The following is a 16,142-nucleotide window of genomic DNA, read 5'->3' on the forward strand; positions in this document are numbered from 1 at the left end:
GATGTCGCGGTCTCGACCAAGGGCCTGCGCAACGCCTGCGGCAACCCGGTGCGCATCAACGAGGTCGAGGCCGACGGCGGCGCGCCCGACGACTGGGTGGAGCTGGTGAACCCGACCGACGCGGCGCTCGACGTCTCGGGCATCGTGGTGAAGGACGACGACGACACCCACGCGTATTCGATCCCGGCCGGAACCACGATCGGCGCGGGGGAGTACCTCGTGATCGAGCGCGAGCAGCTCGGCTTCGGCCTGGGCGGCGGCGACGCGGTGCGGCTGTTCGACGGCGAGCTGCTCGTCGACGAGACCAGCTGGGGCGAGGGCCACGCGGCCGTCACCTGGGGGCGCTGCCCCGACACGACGGGTGCGTTCGCCGCGACGACAGAGTCCACGAAGGGTGCCGCGAACGTCTGCGCCGGCGAGGTCACCGTCTCGCCGTGGCCCGGATCGGCCGAGGTCCGCGTGCTCGACAGCATCCCGACGTTCCTCGAGGACAGCTCGGGGCTCGACGTGCAGGAGACCGCCGACGGCGCGTTCCTCTGGGCGGTCGACAACGGCGAGGGCCGCATCTGGAAGCTCGAGGCGCACGCCGACGGCTCGGTCGAGAAGGTCGACGGCTGGGATGCGGGCAAGCGGGTCCGGTTCCAGAAGGACGCCGCAGACGCGGGTGCCGCAGGCCCGGACACCGAGGGCATCACGGTCGACGGAGAGGGCTTCGTGTACGTGGCCTCGGAACGTGACAACAGCGCCAAGGGCGTGAACCAGAACAAGGTCCTGAAGGTCGATCCCGAGGCGTCGAACGGCGACCTCGTCGCCCAGCAGGAGTGGGACCTCACCGCGCTGCTGCCCTCCGTCGGTGCGAACCTCGGCATGGAGGCCGTCCAGTGGGTGCCGGATACCGCGCTCACCGGAAAGCTCTTCGACGACAACACCGGCGCGGCGTACAAGCCCGCGGACTATGCCGGCCACGGCGGCGGACTGTTCCTGGTGGCGGTCGAGGACAACGGCCACGTGTACGCGTTCGCCCTCCGCGGTGACGGGACCGCGACGCTCGTCTCGGAGGTCGCTCCCGGGCTCGCCGGCGTGATGGCTCTCGACTACGACAGCGTGCGCGGCACGCTCTGGGCCGTCTGCGACGACGGCTGCCAGGGCCGTTCGGCAGAGATCGCCCTCAACGGCACCGCCCAGCCGGACATCGTCCAGTACGCGCGTCCTGCCGGCATGCCCGACATCAACAACGAGGGCTTCGCGACCGCGCCGGCCTCGCTCTCGGTCGACGGTCAGCGTCCGGTGTGGTGGTTCGCCGACGGCTTCGCCTCCGAGTCGCTGCGCACCGGCACGCTTCCGGGCGTCGACGGGGAGAATCCCGGTGGGGAGAACCCGGGCGGCGAGAACCCGGGTGGCCAGAACCCGCCTCTGCCCGGCACGGACCTGGTCGACGGCAACCGCAACGGCGTGACGGTCGATCCCGCGGTCGCCACCCGCGGTCAGAAGGTCACGGTCACCGTCGGCGCGGACGCGGCGGGAGAGGACATCGCGGTGTGGATGTACTCCGACCCTGTGCAGCTCGCGACAGGCACGCTGTCCGCGGCAGGGTCGATCACCGTGACGGTCCCGACCGATGCCGCGCTGGGTGCGCATCGGATCGCGGTGTACGACGCCGATGGAGCATTGCTCGGCTGGGCCGACATCCGCATCTCGGAGGGCGCGGGCGGGCTCGCCGCGACCGGTGCCGAGTTCCCCGTCGCCGCGATCGCGCTGGCGCTGATGCTCCTGGTCGCGGGAGGGGTGGCGGTCCGCCGCCGCACGCGCACCGTCTGAGATCGGAGGGGTGCGCGGGTTCGCCCGCACACCCCTCCGCAGCAGTCGTGGGCGCTGCCTGCTCGTGCCGCGATGTCGGTGCCGACGCCTAGACTCATAAGGCCATGACCGAAGCTCCTCTCATCGTCCCCGGATCCGTCGGCCCCCGCTCCTCCGGGGCCCCGGGGCAGGACGATCTCCTCGCCGGCCTGAACCCGCAACAGCTCGAGGCCGTCACCTATCGCGGGCCCGCGCTCCTCATCGTCGCGGGCGCCGGATCGGGCAAGACGAGCGTGCTCACCCGCCGCATCGCCTCGCTGCTCCGCGGGCGCGAAGCCTGGCCGAGCCAGATCCTCGCGATCACGTTCACGAACAAGGCGGCCGGCGAGATGCGGGAGCGCGTCGAAGGACTGATCGGCGACGCCGCGCGCGGCATGTGGATCTCGACGTTCCACTCCGCTTGCGTCCGCATCCTGCGCCGCGAGGCCCAGCAGTTCGGCTACACGAAGTCGTTCACGATCTACGATTCCGGCGACTCGCGCGCGCTGCTGAAGCGCCTGGTCAAGGAGCATGAGGCCGACGCCTACGGGCTCACCCCGGCATCCGTGCAGTCGCGCATCTCCAAGCTGAAGAACGAGCTGTCCGACGCCGAGTCCTACGCCCGGCAGGCCAACATGAGCGACCCGGCCGAGCGGGTCTTCGTCGAGGTCTTCGCCGACTACCAGCGGCAGCTCCAGAAGGCCAACGCCTTCGACTTCGACGACCTCATCGGCCAGACCGTCTACCTGTTCCGAGCGTTCCCGCAGGTCGCCGACACCTACCGACGCCGGTTCCGACACATCCTCGTCGACGAGTACCAGGACACGAACCACGCGCAGTACTCGCTGATCCACGAGCTCACGCGCCCCGTCTCGGGCGCCGCGGGCTCGGCCCCCGACCCGTATGCCTCCAACGGCATGATGATCTTCGAGCCCGATCCCGCGCCCACGGCGGACGCCGGCGAACCGGGCGCCTCGCTCACCGTGGTCGGCGACTCCGACCAGTCGATCTACGCCTTCCGCGGCGCCGACATCCGCAACATCAGCGAGTTCGAACGCGACTTCCCGGGCGCCCGCGTGGTGCTGCTCGAGCAGAACTACCGGTCGACGCAGAACATCCTCTCCGCCGCGAACGCGGTGATCGGCAACAACTTCGACCGCAAGGACAAGAAGCTCTGGAGCGACAAGGGTGACGGCGACGCCATCATCGGCTTCACCGGCTACTCGCAGCACGACGAGGCGCAGTTCGTCGCCGACGAGGTCGAGGCGCTGCACCGTGCGGGCATGCCGTACTCCGAGATGGCCGTGTTCTACCGCACGAACTCGCAGTCCCGTGCGCTGGAAGAGATCTTCATCCGCTCGGCCGTGCCCTACAAGATCATGGGCGGCACCAAGTTCTACGACCGCGCCGAGATCAAAGACGCGCTGGCCTACCTGGTGGCGGTCGCGAACCCGGCCGACGAGATGTCGGTGCGACGCATCCTGAACAAGCCGCGGCGCGGCATCGGAGATGTGACCGAGACGGCCATCGCCCGTTTCGCCGAAGAGCATGGCATCAGCTTCCGCGACGCGCTGTCGATGCCGGGTCAGCTCGGTGTCGGGCCGAAGATCCAGGCCGCGATCGGACAGCTCGACGCCGTGCTCGCCGAGGCAGCCGCGATCCTGACTCCCGCCACTGGCGAGGTGCCGCCTCCCACGAGCGTGGCCGACGGTCTGGGCGTGCTGCTCGGCAAGAGCGGCTACCTCGACGCGCTGCGCGCCAGCCGCGACCCGCAGGACGAGGCCCGCGTCGAGAACCTCGACGAGTTCGTGGCCGTCGCCCGCGACTTCGCCCGCAACAACCCCGAGGGCACGATCGTCGACTTCCTCACCGAGGTCGCGCTGGTGTCCGACGCCGACGATCTCGACGACGAGTCCGGCTCGGTCTCTCTCATGACCATGCACACGGCGAAGGGCCTCGAGTACGACGCCGTCTTCGTCACGGGTGTCGAGGAAGACCTGATCCCGCACCGCATCTCGGCGGGAGAGCCCGGTGGGCCGCAGGAGGAGCGACGCCTCTTCTACGTCGGCATCACACGCGCCCGCAAGCGGCTGCACCTGTCGCTCGCCATGACGAGAGCGCAGTTCGGCGAGGTCACCGTGGCGATGCCCAGCCGGTTCCTGCAGGAGATCCCGGCGAACCTCATCGACTGGCGGCAGTCGCCCGGCGATGTGAACTCCCGCGGGGGCATGCAGTCGCGGGCGCTCAATGCCCGTCGCCAGGGCGGGTTCGGCGGTTCCGGCTCCAGCGACCGGTTCGCCGTCAAGGCGCTGCCCGGTCGCGACTCCCTCAAGCCGCTCTCGACCGCGATGGACAAGTTCCCCAACCGGGTCACGGCCAAGATGCGCGACAACGGCGACCTCGAGCTCACCGCGGGCGACCGCATCCGTCACGTCGACTTCGGCGAAGGGCGGGTGGATGCCGTGACCGGCGAGGGCGCGAAGCGCATCGCCCACGTGCGGTTCGACTCGGCGGGGCAGAAGAAGCTCCTCATCAAGGTCGCGCCGATCGAGAAGATCTAGCCCGCGCCGCGCGCCGGTCACCGGCGGAGCGCGCGGAGGAATGCCGGTTAGGCTGGCTGATTATGGCCCTCTTCTCCCGCCGCAAGAAGTCCGCAGACGATGCCGTCACCCCCGCGCCCGACGTGGAGGAGACCGCGACCGGGTCGGATGCCGTGAACGCCGATCAGGGCGCGACCGAGGCCGAGCATCCCGTCGAGGCGCCGTCGATCGGCATCTCGGTGCAGGCGTTCCGTGGCGTCGGTGCCCAGGCCGGGCCCGAGGTCGCGCTGCCGACCCCCGATGCGCAGCCCGAGGCAGCAGCCGCGGACCCGCGTCCGGTGCAGCCCGCTCCGCCCGCGCAGCCCGCAGCTCCCGAGGAACGGCGTCTTCCGCTCGCCTCACCCCTGCCGCCCGAGCAGACCGAGACCGTCGCAGGGATGAAGGACAACGTCCTGCTCCGCGAAGCCCTCACCGAGATCGAGGCGGGCGCGAGCAACGACCAGCTCCTCGGTGTGATGCGTCAGGCGCTCCAGGGCCACCTCTACATCCGTGTGAACGGCGACGCGCGTGCGCAGATCAGCGAAGGAAAGCCGCTGTCGGTCGCGGTCGTGCGCGACAACGACGACCGGCAGTTCATGCTGGCGTTCAGCTCGGCCCGTGCCGTGCGCGACTCGGTGCAGCTCGAAGCCGACCCCGCCGCGACCTCTGCCGTCGCGCAGCCGGTGACGTCCGTGCTCCAGCAGGTCGTGTCCGGTGACTTCGCCGGCCTCATCGTCGACAACGCCTCCGCCCCGCATCGCGTGGTGTTCCCCACCGATCTGCTGCAGAAGACGCTCGAGCAGGCCGACGTCGACATGACCGTCAAGACGATCCTCGCCGCTCCGCGTGAGCAGGACTCGACGCTCAAGGTCGGTGAAGCGCTCGCGGTGAAGCGGATGTGGGTCGCCGTGAACGAGGGTGACGGCAGCGGCCAGGCCGGTATCGCCGAGGCGCAGACCACCGACGGCCGCCGCTTCCTGCAGCTGTTCTCCCACCCCCTCGAGGTGATCGCGCTGGGCCGCGGAGACCGTCCGCTCCCGTTCGAGCCGGAGCAGCTGGCGAAGGTCCTGTCGAGCCATTCCGACATGGCGGGTGTGATCGTCGACTCCGCGGGTCCGTCGATCGTCGTCGAGCGGGATGCGCTCACCCCGGTTCTCGCGCTGGCTGTCGCCCTCGGCGACTGAGCGGTACCGGAGCCCTCGCCCCTACCGGCGCGGGGTTCCGTCGGTCGGAGCATCGCTCTAGGGTCGGAGCATGGCCTCAGAACGTGTGACCCTGACCATCGCCGACTCCGACGGAGAGCGCGATGTGGCCCTCTCGAGCCCGAACCGGGTGGTGTGGCCCGACCTCGGCATCACGAAGGCGGAACTGGCCGAGTACGTGCAGCTCGTCGCGGATCCCTTCCTCGCGGCCAACGGCAACCGTCCGGTGTCGCTCGAGCGATTCCGTGACGGCGTCGGTGCGTCGGGCGGACCGCGCGCCGAGGGCTTCTTCTCGAAGAATCCGCCCAAGGGGACGCCCGACTTCGTCGACGCCGTCACCGTCACGTACAACAGCGGACGTCAGCATCCGCAGATCGTGCTCAACCGTGCGAGTGCGATCGTCTGGGCCGTGCAGATGAACACGATCGTGTTCCATCCCTGGGCGTCTTTGGCCACCGACGCCGACAACCCCGTCGAGTTGCGCATCGACCTCGACCCGCAGCCGGGCACGGACTTCGCGGATGCCGTGACCGCGGCGCACACGCTGCGCGAGGTGCTGCGCGAGGCGGGACTCGAGGCGTTCGCCAAGACCAGCGGCAACCGCGGTCTGCATGTCTTCGCTCCCATCGAGCCGACCCACGAGTTCCTGGATGTGCGGCACGGCGTGATCGCGGCCGGGCGCGAACTGGAGCGGCGGATGCCGGAGCAGGTCACCACGAACTGGTGGAAGGAGGAGCGCGGGGAGCGGATCTTCGTCGACTTCAACCAGGCCAACCGCGACCGGACGATGGCCGGCGCCTACAGCCCCCGCGCGCTGCCGGGGGCGACGGTGTCGACTCCGGTGCAGTGGGACGAACTCGACGGCCTGGATCCGCGCACGTTCACGGTGCGCAGTATCCCGAAGCGCCTCGAGGAGGTAGGTGACCCCTGGGCGACGATGCAGGCTTCTCCCGGCCGCATCGACACCCTGCTGGAGTGGTGGGAGCGCGACAGGGCGAACGGACTGGGAGAGCTGCCGTTCCCGCCCGAGTTCCCGAAGATGCCGGGGGAGCCGCCCCGCGTACAGCCGAGCAAGAAGGTCGCCGCGAACTGGGACGAAGACGGTACTCCCGCCGAGAAGGACTGAGTCGGCGCGAACCCGTCAGCGGAGGACGTCGGCGAGGTCGTAGCCCGCGACCGTGTCGAGCTGGTCGTAGGCGCAGGAGCGGGCGTCGCGATCGGGCCGCCACCGCTCGAACTGCACCGTGTGGCGGAAGCGGGCGCCTTCGAGCTGGTCGTAGCGCACCTCGAGCACCCGCTCGGGGCGCAGCCTCACGAACGAGACGTCCTTGCTGCCGCTGAACCTCGACCGCTCGCCTTCTGCGGTCAGCGCTTCGCCGCTGTCGTCGCGCTCGACGAGGGGAGCGAGCTCCTCGACGAGCTCCTGCCGCCGCACGTCACTCCAGGCGGCCACGCCGCCGACCTGCCGCAGCACCCCGTCGTCGCCGTACAGCCCGACCAGGAGCGATCCGACGCCCGAGCCGGACTTGTGGATGCGGTAGCCGAGCGCCACCACATCGGCCGTCCGGGCGTGCTTGATCTTGAACAGCGTCCGCTTCCCCGGCGCATACGGCTGGTCGAGGGGCTTGGCGACGACGCCGTCGAGTCCTGCACCTTCGAACTCGGCGAGCCAGCGGACGGCCGCGTCGCGGTCTCGGGTCGTGCGGGTGATGTGCAGCGGATGCTCGACGCCGTCCATGAGTGTCTCGAGGCGGGACCGGCGGGCCTCGAAGGGCTGCGCCAACAGGTCGTCGTCCCCGTGGGCGAGCAGATCGAAGGCGATGAACATCGCCGGCGTCTCCACGGCGAGCTTCGCGACGCGCGAGGCCGCCGGGTGGATGCGCTGGCTCAGCGCCTCCCAGTCCAGGCGCTGTGAGCCGAGCGGTCCGGTGGCGACGACGATCTCGCCGTCGAGCAGGCACGGTCCGGGCAGCAGCTCGGGGATCGCCTCGACCAGCTCGGGGAAGTACCGTGTCAGCGGCTTCGCGCCCCGAGAGCCGATCTCCACGGTCTCGCCGTCCCACGCGATGAGGCCGCGGAAGCCGTCCCACTTGGGTTCGAACAGGAGCCCGCCGGAGGTCTTCGCCGGATCGGGAACCGCCGGCACGGCCTTGGCGAGCATCGGCGCGGGGATCTCGTAGCGCATGCTCCCATCCTGGCCGCGGCATCTCGATTCCGGTACCCCGGCGTCGCCGCCGATCGAGCGTCAGCCGAACACGTCGTCGAGCCCGGCCGGCATCCCCGCGTCGTGCAGCACGGTGCGGGCCGCGTGCCAGCCTGCCATGCCGTTCACCGCGGGGCCGGGCGGAGTCGATGCCGACGCCAGGTACACCCCGCGCATCGGGGTGCGCCAGGGCGTCGGAGAGACCACGGGGCGCCGCAGCGCCTGCCGGATGTCGAACACGCCACCGGAGATGTCGCCGCCGATCTCCCCGGGGTTGATCGCCTCCCGAGACGACGCGGGCACCGCGTGATGAGCCAGGATCAGATCCCGGAAGCCCGGCGCAAAGCGCTCCACCTGCGCCGTGATGAGCTCGGTGGGATCGAGGTCGGAACCGTTCGGCACATGGATGTACGCCCACAGGACGGCCTTGCCCTCGGGCGCGCGCGTCGGGTCGAAGACGGAGGGCTGCACGGCGAGCACGTAGGGGCGCGCGCTCACACGACCCGCGGCCACGGCGTTCTCGCTCGCCCACACCTCTTCGCGGGTGCCGCCGAGGTGCAGGGTCACCGCGTTTCGCACCTCCGGGTTCGACCACGGGATGGGGCCGTCGAGCGCGAAGTCCACCTTGGCCGCGGCGGCGCCGTATCGGTAGCCGCGGAGCGCTCTGGCATATCCGGCCGGCACGTCGGGGTGGGTGAGGGCGAGGCGGGGCGAGGTGTTCAGCAGGAGCACGTCCCCGCGGGAGGGGTCGCCCGCGTCCAGGGTGCTCAGGTCGTTCACGCGCGCACCGGTCTCGACCGTTCCCCCGTGCGCTTCGAGGTCGGCCACCAGTGCATCGGCGATGGTCTGCGACCCGCCGCGCGGGTAGGGCCAGCCCCCGGCGTGGGCGAGAGCGGCGAGGAGGAGCCCCGCTGCCGCCCCGGCGAGGGTCGGCTGCGGGGAGTTCGCGTGGGCCACGACTCCCGACATCAGGGCGGCGGCCTCCTCGGCCCGGAACGAGACGCGGGCGAGAGGGGTGCCCTGGTCGAGCATCCGGATCGCGTAGCGCACCGCGGTGACGGGGTCGGCCGGCATCCGGAGGAGCTGATTGCCCGTGAAGTCCGTCACCCCTTCGATGTGCGTGCTGAGCGGACGCAGGCGGGTCAGCCAGGCGTCGCGGTCGGGTCCGAGGGCGGCGGCGGTGCGCTCGATGTCCCGCCAGGCGACGGCCGCGCGGCCGCCGTCGAGGGGGTGGGCGAACGAGATGTCGGGGCGGATCCATTCGATGCGCTCGTCGAGCCGGAAGGCGCGGAAGAACGGCGAGGACACCGCTGCCGGATGCACGGCGGAGCACACGTCGTGGCGGAAGCCCGGAAGCGTCCCTTCTCGGGTGCGCAGCCCGCCGCCGATCGTGTCAGCGGCCTCGAGAACGCGGACCTCATAGCCGGTGCGGGCGAGCGCCACCCCGGCGGCGAGGCCGTTGGGTCCGGATCCGATGATCGTCGCGCGTGCCATGCGGCCAGTCTCGCACGGGCAGAGTGGTCGAAAGAGGGGGTTGCGGCGTGCGATCCTGGAACAAATGAAAGAAGTACAAGGGCCGACCCCCGCAGGCACCTCCCGTCCATACCGTTCGCTCCAGGAAGCGCTGCGCGCGCACCGCATCGACCCGTCGAACCACGCGTTCATCGCGGAGATCACCCAGACGATCGGAATCAGCTCGTTCATCGACCGTGGTCGCTACATCGAGGCCATCCGTCGCGGTGAGGGCGCCGCGCTGCACATCGGACGCACCTACACGAACGGTTTCACCGAGGACGAACGGCTCGTCGTCGGGTCCACTCCGCTTCGTCTGCAGCCGAGCGAGGGTCGCGCGCCCTACTTCTACGTCAGCCACCCGAGCGAGTTCATCCCGCTGACCCCGCCTCGCGCTGCCAAGCGCACCACGACTCCTCGTGTCTCCGCTCCGCGTGCCGAGAAGGCACCCAAGCCGGTGGAGGAGCGGGACTACGGCGTGTGCGACCTGTGCTTCATGGTGAAGACCCCGTCCGGCGGCTGCGGCTGCGACTGACGGTGAGCGTCGACGCGCACCGTCCGCTCGAGCGACCGGTGATCCGCGTAGCCGATCTGACCGGCCCCGATGCGATCGAGGTCGGTTCCGCGGTGCGGGCCTATCTGCTGCAGACCGAGCTCGAGAAGCACCAGCAGGAAGAGACCGTTCCGGACCCTGACGCCCCGCTCCCGGAACGCTATCGCCGCGAGGTGGAGACCCCGGCCGCCGCGTATGCCGGGCATCGGGTTCTGCTCGCACAGTTTGAGGAACGCGTCGTCGGTGTGGTCGTGCTCTCGGAACGGGACGGGATCGCGGAGATCAAACGTCTCTGGGCGGTTCCCGCAGCCCGCGGCCGCGGTGTGGGGTCGGCGTTGCTCGACAGTGCCGTGCACGCGGCGGCCGAATCAGGCGCGACCGAAGTTCGGCTGTCCGTCTGGGACTGGCGACAGGGTGCTCTGCGCCTCTACGAATCGCGCGGCTTCGAGCGCGTGCCGTCCTGGGATGACCGGGAGCGGCTCGTGTGCCTGGTGCGCCCGATCTGACGAGACCGCGGCGAACGCTCGCCGGCTGCGATCTCAGGCGAACGCGCTCATCCCGGTGATGTCACGCCCGAGCAGCAGCGCCTGCACGCTCTCCGTGCCCTCGTAGGTGTGGATGGCCTCGATGTCGGCCATGTGCTGGATGACGCCGTTCTCGAGCAGGATGCCGTTGCCGCCGAGCAGGTCGCGGGCGGTCGAGGCGATGCGTCGCGCGGCGCGCGTGTTGTGGAACTTCGCGAGCGACGCCTGGGTCGGCCGCAGCTCGCCCGCGGTCTCGAGATCGGCCATCCGCCGGCAATACAACTGCATGGCGGTGAGATCTTCGAGCATGTGGGTGAGGCGCTCCTGCACCATCTGGAACTTCGCGAGCGGCTTGCCGAACTGCACGCGCTGTGTCGCGTAGGCGAGCGCGGCCTCGTAGCAGGCGGTCGCGTGTCCGAGCGCCGACCAGGCGACGCCGGAGCGGGTCGCGTACAGCACGGTCGAGGCGTCCTTGAAGCTCTTCGTCCCCGGCAGCACGGCGTCGAGCGGCACGCGCACATCATCCAGGACGATGTGGGCCTGGTGGATCGCCCGCAGCGAGGCCTTGCCGCGGATCACGCTGCCCGCATAACCCGGGGTTTCCTGCTCGACGAGGAAGCAGCGGACCGCTCCGTGTTCGTCGGCGCCCTCGTCGTCGACCCGCGCCCATACGAACGTGATGCCGCCGGACGCGCCGTTGCCGATCCACTTCTTCGCGCCGCGGATGACCCACGAGTCACCGTCGCGGCGGGCGACGGTCTCGAGGGAGACGGAGTCCGAGCCGTGGTCGGGTTCGGTCAGGGCGAAGGAGCCGAGGACCGAGCCGTCGGCGAGAGCGGTCAGCCACCTCTCCTGCTGGGCCGGAGAGCCGAACAGGGCGAGGGTGCGCAGGGCGAGTCCGCCCTGCACCGCGAGGATCGTGCCCAGCGAGCCGTCGCCGCGGGAGATCTCCATGTTGACGAGCCCGGCAGCCAGCGGCGACACGCTCGTGAGAGCGGGGTGCTGGACGCCATCGACGACGAGATCCATCTCGCCCATCCGGCGCGCGGCCTCGAGCGGGTACTCCGCGCGGTCCCAGGCGTCCGCCATCTGCGGGGCGACCTCGTCGACATAGGACTTCGCCCGGTCCCACGCCTCGCGGTCAGCGGCGGGGATGTCGGTGAAGACGGCGTAGTAGTCGCTGTCCTGACGCGCGGTGATGTCGTACGACGAGACGCGCTCGCCGGGGAACGGGGTGGCTGCATCGCTCATGGGGCTCCTTCGTGGACCTGAGTATCGTACTCCTCGATACTCGGTTCCACGACCCTGGAGCGGCTAGTCGAGTTCCGACTGCAGGCGGCGGGACACCTCGGCGATCGGCATCGAGCGCGGGAACACCGCGACGACCATGTCATCCGGGGCGGTGGCGGCTTCGCCCGCCACGCCGTAGCGGCGGCGCACGTCGGCCAAAGCCGTCTGCAGAGTCGACAGCGGCACCTTCTTGCGGCCGCGCAGCAGCTGGCGCAGCACGTGGTTGTGCACCGCGGTCACGAGAGCGGCGAAGCCCACGGCATCCAGCGGGTCGACGCCGGGAAGTGCGCCGCGCAGGTACTCGTCGAACAGGCGTTCATAGCGGAAGACCGTGATGATCTCTCGCTCGCGCAGCACGGGCACCTCGCGCACGATCTGGTAGCGACGGCGGGCGAGCTCGGGGTCGTGTGCGAAATGCGCGAAGACCGACTCGGATGCCGCGCACACCGCGCCCCACGGGTCGTCGTGCCCCTGGTCGAGGAACTCCCTGAGCTGCTCGAGGAGCACCTCGTGGTCGGCGAACACCACGTCTTCCTTGCCGCCGAACTGGCGGAAGAAGGTCGAGCGCGAGACACCGGCGGCCTTGGCGATCTGTTCCACCGAGGTCTGGTCGAACCCCTGGGCGCTGAAGAGCTCGAGCGCTGCGGCCACGACGCCGGTGCGCAGTTCTGCGGATTCGTGCATGGCGAAAGCCTAGACCTCGGCGGGCGGAGACGCCGAGGCGAGGCCGTCATACTGAGAGCGTGAGTGAGCGCGGAATTGCGGCCGGATGGTTCGAGACCCGGCGACGCGGCACCCTGCGCTGGTGGGACGGCTCGCGCTGGACCGAGCACATCGCGGTGCGAGGGCGGACGACCACGCTCGCCGAGGACAGGGCGTCCGTGCGCAGGCAGCTCATCCTGACAGAGGTGGTGCTGGTCGCCCTGATGGTCGTCTCCATCCTCATCGCCTTGTGGGGCTCGCTGCCGGTCGTCGCCGTCCGCCCCGTGATCGTGGCGGCCGGCACAGCGGCGGTGTGCGTCCCGATCGTGATCGCGCGCCAGCTCCGTCTGGTCGCGCTGCCGTCGCGGCGCTTCGGTGTACCGGCACTGCGCTGACCCGGCGATGCCGCGGCCGCAGGAGCGTCCAGGCCGAGGTAGTAGGCTGGGGGACTGGTCGATGTCTCGACATCGAGAGAATTACCAGACAGCAGCCCAGTGAAGGAACCACAGTGGATCTGTACGAGTACCAGGCACGAGACGTTTTCGAAAAGTACGGAGTGCCGGTCCTCGCCGGCATCGTCGCGGACACCCCTGAAGAGGTGAGGGCGGCCGCCGAGAAGATCGGTGGAGTGGTCGTCGTCAAGGCTCAGGTCAAGACCGGCGGCCGTGGCAAGGCGGGCGGCGTCAAGGTCGCCAAGACGCCCGATGAGGCGTACGAGGCAGCGAAGGCCATTCTCGGCCTCGACATCAAGGGCCACGTCGTCAAGCGCGTCATGGTCGCGCAGGGCGCGCGCATCGCCGAGGAGTTCTACTTCTCCGTGCTGCTCGACCGCGCCAACCGCTCCTACCTGAGCCTCTGCTCGGTCGAGGGCGGCATGGAGATCGAGGAGCTCGCGGTGGAGCGTCCCGAGGCGCTCGCGCGCGTCGAGGTCAACCCGCTCACGGGCATCGACAAGGAGAAGGCCGTCGAGATCGCTCGCGCGGCGAACTTCCCCGAAGACCTCGTCGAGAAGGTCTCCGACGTCTTCGTCAAGCTCTTCGACGTCTACAAGGGCGAGGACGCGACGCTGGTCGAGGTCAACCCGCTGGTGCGCACCGAAGAAGGCGACATCATCGCGCTCGACGGCAAGGTCACGCTCGACGACAACGCCTCCGAGATCCGTCACCCGGAGCACGAGGCGCTCGAGGACAAGGACGCCGCCGACCCGCTCGAGGCCAAGGCCAAGGCATCGGGCCTCAACTACGTGAAGCTCGACGGCGAGGTCGGCATCATCGGCAACGGCGCAGGGCTCGTCATGTCCACGCTCGACGTGGTCGCCTACGCGGGCGAGAACCACAACGGCGTGAAGCCGGCCAACTTCCTCGACATCGGCGGCGGCGCCTCGGCCGAGGTCATGGCCGCGGGCCTCGACGTCATCCTCGGCGACCCGCAGGTCAAGAGCGTGTTCGTCAACGTGTTCGGTGGCATCACGGCGTGCGACGCCGTCGCCAACGGCATCAAGGGCGCCCTCGAGACGCTGGGCGCCACGGCCTCCAAGCCGCTCGTCGTGCGCCTCGACGGCAACCGCGTCGACGAGGGTCGCGCGATCCTCGCCGAGTACGCGCACCCGCTCGTGACCCTGGCCGCCACGATGGACGAGGGCGCCGACAAGGCCGCCGAGCTCGCCAACGCCTGAGACTGAAGGACTAGAAGAATGTCGATCTACCTCAACAAGGACTCCAAGGTCATCGTCCAGGGCATCACCGGCGGCGAGGGCACCAAGCACACCGCGCTGATGCTCAAGGCCGGCACCCAGGTCGTCGGTGGCGTGAACGCCCGCAAGGCCGGCACCACGGTCGCCCACACCGACAAGGACGGCAACGCCGTCGAGCTGCCCGTCTTCGCCTCGGTCGCCGAGGCCATGAAGGAGACCGGCGCCGACGTGTCGATCGCCTTCGTCCCCGGCGCCTTCACGAAGGACGCGATGATCGAGGCCATCGACGCCGAGATCCCGCTGCTCGTCGTCATCACCGAGGGCGTCCCCGTCGGCGACTCGGCCGAGGCCTGGGCCTACGCACAGAGCAAGGGCAACAAGACTCGCATCATCGGCCCGAACTGCCCCGGCATCATCACGCCGGGCGAGGCGCTCGTCGGCATCACGCCGGCGAATATCACGGGCAAGGGGCCGATCGGCCTCGTGTCGAAGTCGGGCACCCTGACCTACCAGATGATGTTCGAGCTGCGCGACCTGGGCTTCTCGACCGCCATCGGCATCGGCGGCGACCCGGTCATCGGCACCACGCACATCGACGCGCTCGCCGCGTTCGAGGCCGACCCCGAGACCAAGGCCATCGTCATGATCGGAGAGATCGGCGGCGACGCCGAGGAGCGTGCGGCCGACTACATCAAGGCGCACGTCACCAAGCCGGTCGTCGGCTACGTCGCGGGCTTCACGGCTCCCGAGGGCAAGACCATGGGTCACGCCGGTGCGATCGTCTCCGGCTCGGCCGGTACCGCTCAGGCGAAGAAGGAGGCCCTCGAGGCCGCCGGCGTCAAGGTCGGCAAGACGCCGTCCGAGACGGCAGACCTGATGCGCGCGATCATCGAGTCGCTCTGATCTGAGTTACGCTTGATCTGAAGGCCCCGGACTCCACTCCGGGGCCTTCTTTCATCCCCTCGGTTGGTGGACCGTCGAGTCAGGTGCGCGGGGCCACCGCGTCCAGAATGTCGTCGAGCGCCGTGTGGGCCTGCGTCCGCGCGTCGGTATCGTCCGGGTGCGCGGCGAGCCAGAGCGCGAGTTCGTTCATCGCTCCGGACAGCGCCGCGGTCAGGGCGTCGAGGAGGGCGGGGGCGGCCCCGGCTTCGAGTAGTCCCAGGCGCAGCTCCCGCTCGGGCCCATCGGCATCCAGCTTTCGCCATTCCTGCCAGCCGAGCACGGCCGGGCCGTCGACGAGGAGGATGCGCGAAGCCGCTCCTCGGGTGATGGCGTCGAGGAACGCGTGGCTGCCGTCGCGGAGTGCGGCGTCCGGAACGCCCGCGGCAGTGGCCTGCACGATCGCCCCCGCGACGACTTCCTGCTGTGCCGCAGCGACCGCCGCGAAGAGCAGCGGCTTCGACGAGTAGTGGTGGTACACGGCGCCGCGGGTGACTCCGGCCGCCTGGGCGATCTCGTCGACGGACGCGGTGGCGTATCCCTGTTCGGTGAAGTGCGCGGTCGCGGCATCGAGGATCCGGCGTGCGGTCTCAGCGGCGTCGGCGGCGGATGCTCGGGGCATGGGGTTCCTTTACGTGCGGCGTGTATGTATTCTAGCGGAAAGATACAAACACACTGTACGTAAAAGGAGAGATGATGGAGATCACGAGCTTCTATCCGGTGCTGATGGTCGACGACGTCGCCACTGTCACGCAGTTCTACCGCGAGGAACTCGGCTTCGAGACGACGTTCGAGGCCGACTGGTACGTGAGCCTGCGCTTCGCCGGCGGAGAGCTCGCGCTTCTGGACCGGACACACGAGACCATCCCGGAAGGCTTCCGCGAGCCGGTGCGCGGACTGCTGCTCAACGTCGAGGTCCCCGATGCTGCCGCCGAATACGCGCGGCTGGTCGGGGAGCGCGGGCTGCCGGAGCGGCTGCCCCTGCGGGACGAGGCATTCGGGCAGCGGCACTTCATCGTCGAGGCTCCCGGTGGTGTGCTGATCGACGTGATCGAGCCGATCGAGCCGTCCGCGGAGTTCGCCGCCGCCTACGGGGGCTGAACACCACA

The 16,142-nt window shown here is 69.9% G+C and carries 15 protein-coding genes; 10 read left to right on the forward strand and 5 right to left on the reverse strand.

The window, feature by feature from the left end; translation table 11 throughout:
- The 4 genes from ACNPM4_RS02590 to ligD all read left to right on the forward strand — a co-directional run.
- Positions 1 to 1,818, forward strand: a 1,818-nt coding sequence (locus tag ACNPM4_RS02590) for an esterase-like activity of phytase family protein (protein WP_448984599.1), incomplete at its 5' end; no start/stop codon positions are given.
- Between the two features lie 104 nt (positions 1,819 to 1,922).
- Positions 1,923 to 4,397, forward strand: coding sequence for an ATP-dependent helicase (locus ACNPM4_RS02595; RefSeq protein WP_417507276.1), 2,475 nt, complete (start codon positions 1,923 to 1,925; stop codon positions 4,395 to 4,397).
- A 62-nt stretch (positions 4,398 to 4,459) separates the two neighbouring features.
- Positions 4,460 to 5,599: an SseB family protein gene (locus ACNPM4_RS02600; protein ID WP_448984600.1), complete on the forward strand. Its 1,140-nt coding sequence runs from the start codon at positions 4,460 to 4,462 to the stop codon at positions 5,597 to 5,599.
- A gap of 70 nt (positions 5,600 to 5,669) precedes the next feature.
- Positions 5,670 to 6,743, forward strand: a complete 1,074-nt coding sequence (gene ligD / locus ACNPM4_RS02605) for a non-homologous end-joining DNA ligase (protein ID WP_448984601.1) — start codon at positions 5,670 to 5,672, stop codon at positions 6,741 to 6,743.
- A 15-nt stretch (positions 6,744 to 6,758) separates the two neighbouring features.
- On the opposite strand, the gene ACNPM4_RS02610 is transcribed toward ligD, so the two are convergent.
- Both ACNPM4_RS02610 and ACNPM4_RS02615 read right to left on the reverse strand, forming a co-directional pair.
- Positions 6,759 to 7,802, reverse strand: a complete 1,044-nt coding sequence (locus ACNPM4_RS02610; protein WP_448984602.1) for an ATP-dependent DNA ligase — start codon at positions 7,800 to 7,802, stop codon at positions 6,759 to 6,761.
- A gap of 60 nt (positions 7,803 to 7,862) precedes the next feature.
- On the reverse strand, positions 7,863 to 9,314 hold the full coding sequence (locus ACNPM4_RS02615) for a phytoene desaturase family protein (RefSeq protein WP_448984603.1): 1,452 nt from the start codon (positions 9,312 to 9,314) through the stop codon (positions 7,863 to 7,865).
- 64 nt (positions 9,315 to 9,378) lie between these two features.
- On the opposite strand from ACNPM4_RS02615, the gene ACNPM4_RS02620 reads away from it, so the two are divergent.
- Entirely contained in the window at positions 9,379 to 9,867 is a 489-nt protein-coding gene (locus ACNPM4_RS02620; protein WP_029262288.1) for a hypothetical protein, read from the forward strand.
- 2 nt (positions 9,868 to 9,869) lie between these two features.
- A complete protein-coding gene (locus tag ACNPM4_RS02625; RefSeq protein ID WP_051662552.1) occupies positions 9,870 to 10,391 on the forward strand; it encodes a GNAT family N-acetyltransferase in 522 nt (173 codons plus the stop codon).
- Between the two features lie 33 nt (positions 10,392 to 10,424).
- Here the strand turns inward: ACNPM4_RS02625 and ACNPM4_RS02630 are convergent, their stop codons facing one another.
- Entirely contained in the window at positions 10,425 to 11,660 is a 1,236-nt protein-coding gene (locus tag ACNPM4_RS02630; RefSeq protein WP_448984604.1) for an acyl-CoA dehydrogenase family protein, read from the reverse strand.
- Positions 11,661 to 11,723: 63 nt separating this feature from the next.
- Positions 11,724 to 12,383, reverse strand: coding sequence for a TetR/AcrR family transcriptional regulator (locus tag ACNPM4_RS02635; protein ID WP_448984605.1), 660 nt, complete (start codon positions 12,381 to 12,383; stop codon positions 11,724 to 11,726).
- Positions 12,384 to 12,442: 59 nt separating this feature from the next.
- Between ACNPM4_RS02635 and ACNPM4_RS02640 the strand changes: the two genes are divergently transcribed.
- From ACNPM4_RS02640 to sucD, 3 genes are all read left to right on the forward strand, one after another.
- A complete protein-coding gene (locus tag ACNPM4_RS02640) occupies positions 12,443 to 12,796 on the forward strand; it encodes a DUF2510 domain-containing protein (RefSeq protein ID WP_105711583.1) in 354 nt (117 codons plus the stop codon).
- 113 nt (positions 12,797 to 12,909) lie between these two features.
- Positions 12,910 to 14,076: an ADP-forming succinate--CoA ligase subunit beta gene (gene sucC / locus ACNPM4_RS02645; RefSeq protein ID WP_045252498.1), complete on the forward strand. Its 1,167-nt coding sequence runs from the start codon at positions 12,910 to 12,912 to the stop codon at positions 14,074 to 14,076.
- An 18-nt stretch (positions 14,077 to 14,094) separates the two neighbouring features.
- Positions 14,095 to 14,997: a succinate--CoA ligase subunit alpha gene (gene sucD, locus ACNPM4_RS02650; protein WP_029262294.1), complete on the forward strand. Its 903-nt coding sequence runs from the start codon at positions 14,095 to 14,097 to the stop codon at positions 14,995 to 14,997.
- Positions 14,998 to 15,076: 79 nt separating this feature from the next.
- On the opposite strand, the gene ACNPM4_RS02655 is transcribed toward sucD, so the two are convergent.
- On the reverse strand, positions 15,077 to 15,655 hold the full coding sequence (locus ACNPM4_RS02655; protein ID WP_448984606.1) for a TetR/AcrR family transcriptional regulator: 579 nt from the start codon (positions 15,653 to 15,655) through the stop codon (positions 15,077 to 15,079).
- Between the two features lie 74 nt (positions 15,656 to 15,729).
- Between ACNPM4_RS02655 and ACNPM4_RS02660 the strand changes: the two genes are divergently transcribed.
- Positions 15,730 to 16,134, forward strand: coding sequence for a VOC family protein (locus ACNPM4_RS02660; protein ID WP_448984607.1), 405 nt, complete (start codon positions 15,730 to 15,732; stop codon positions 16,132 to 16,134).
- Positions 16,135 to 16,142 lie beyond the last annotated feature (8 nt).

Source organism: Microbacterium umsixpiens, from assembly GCF_053543675.1.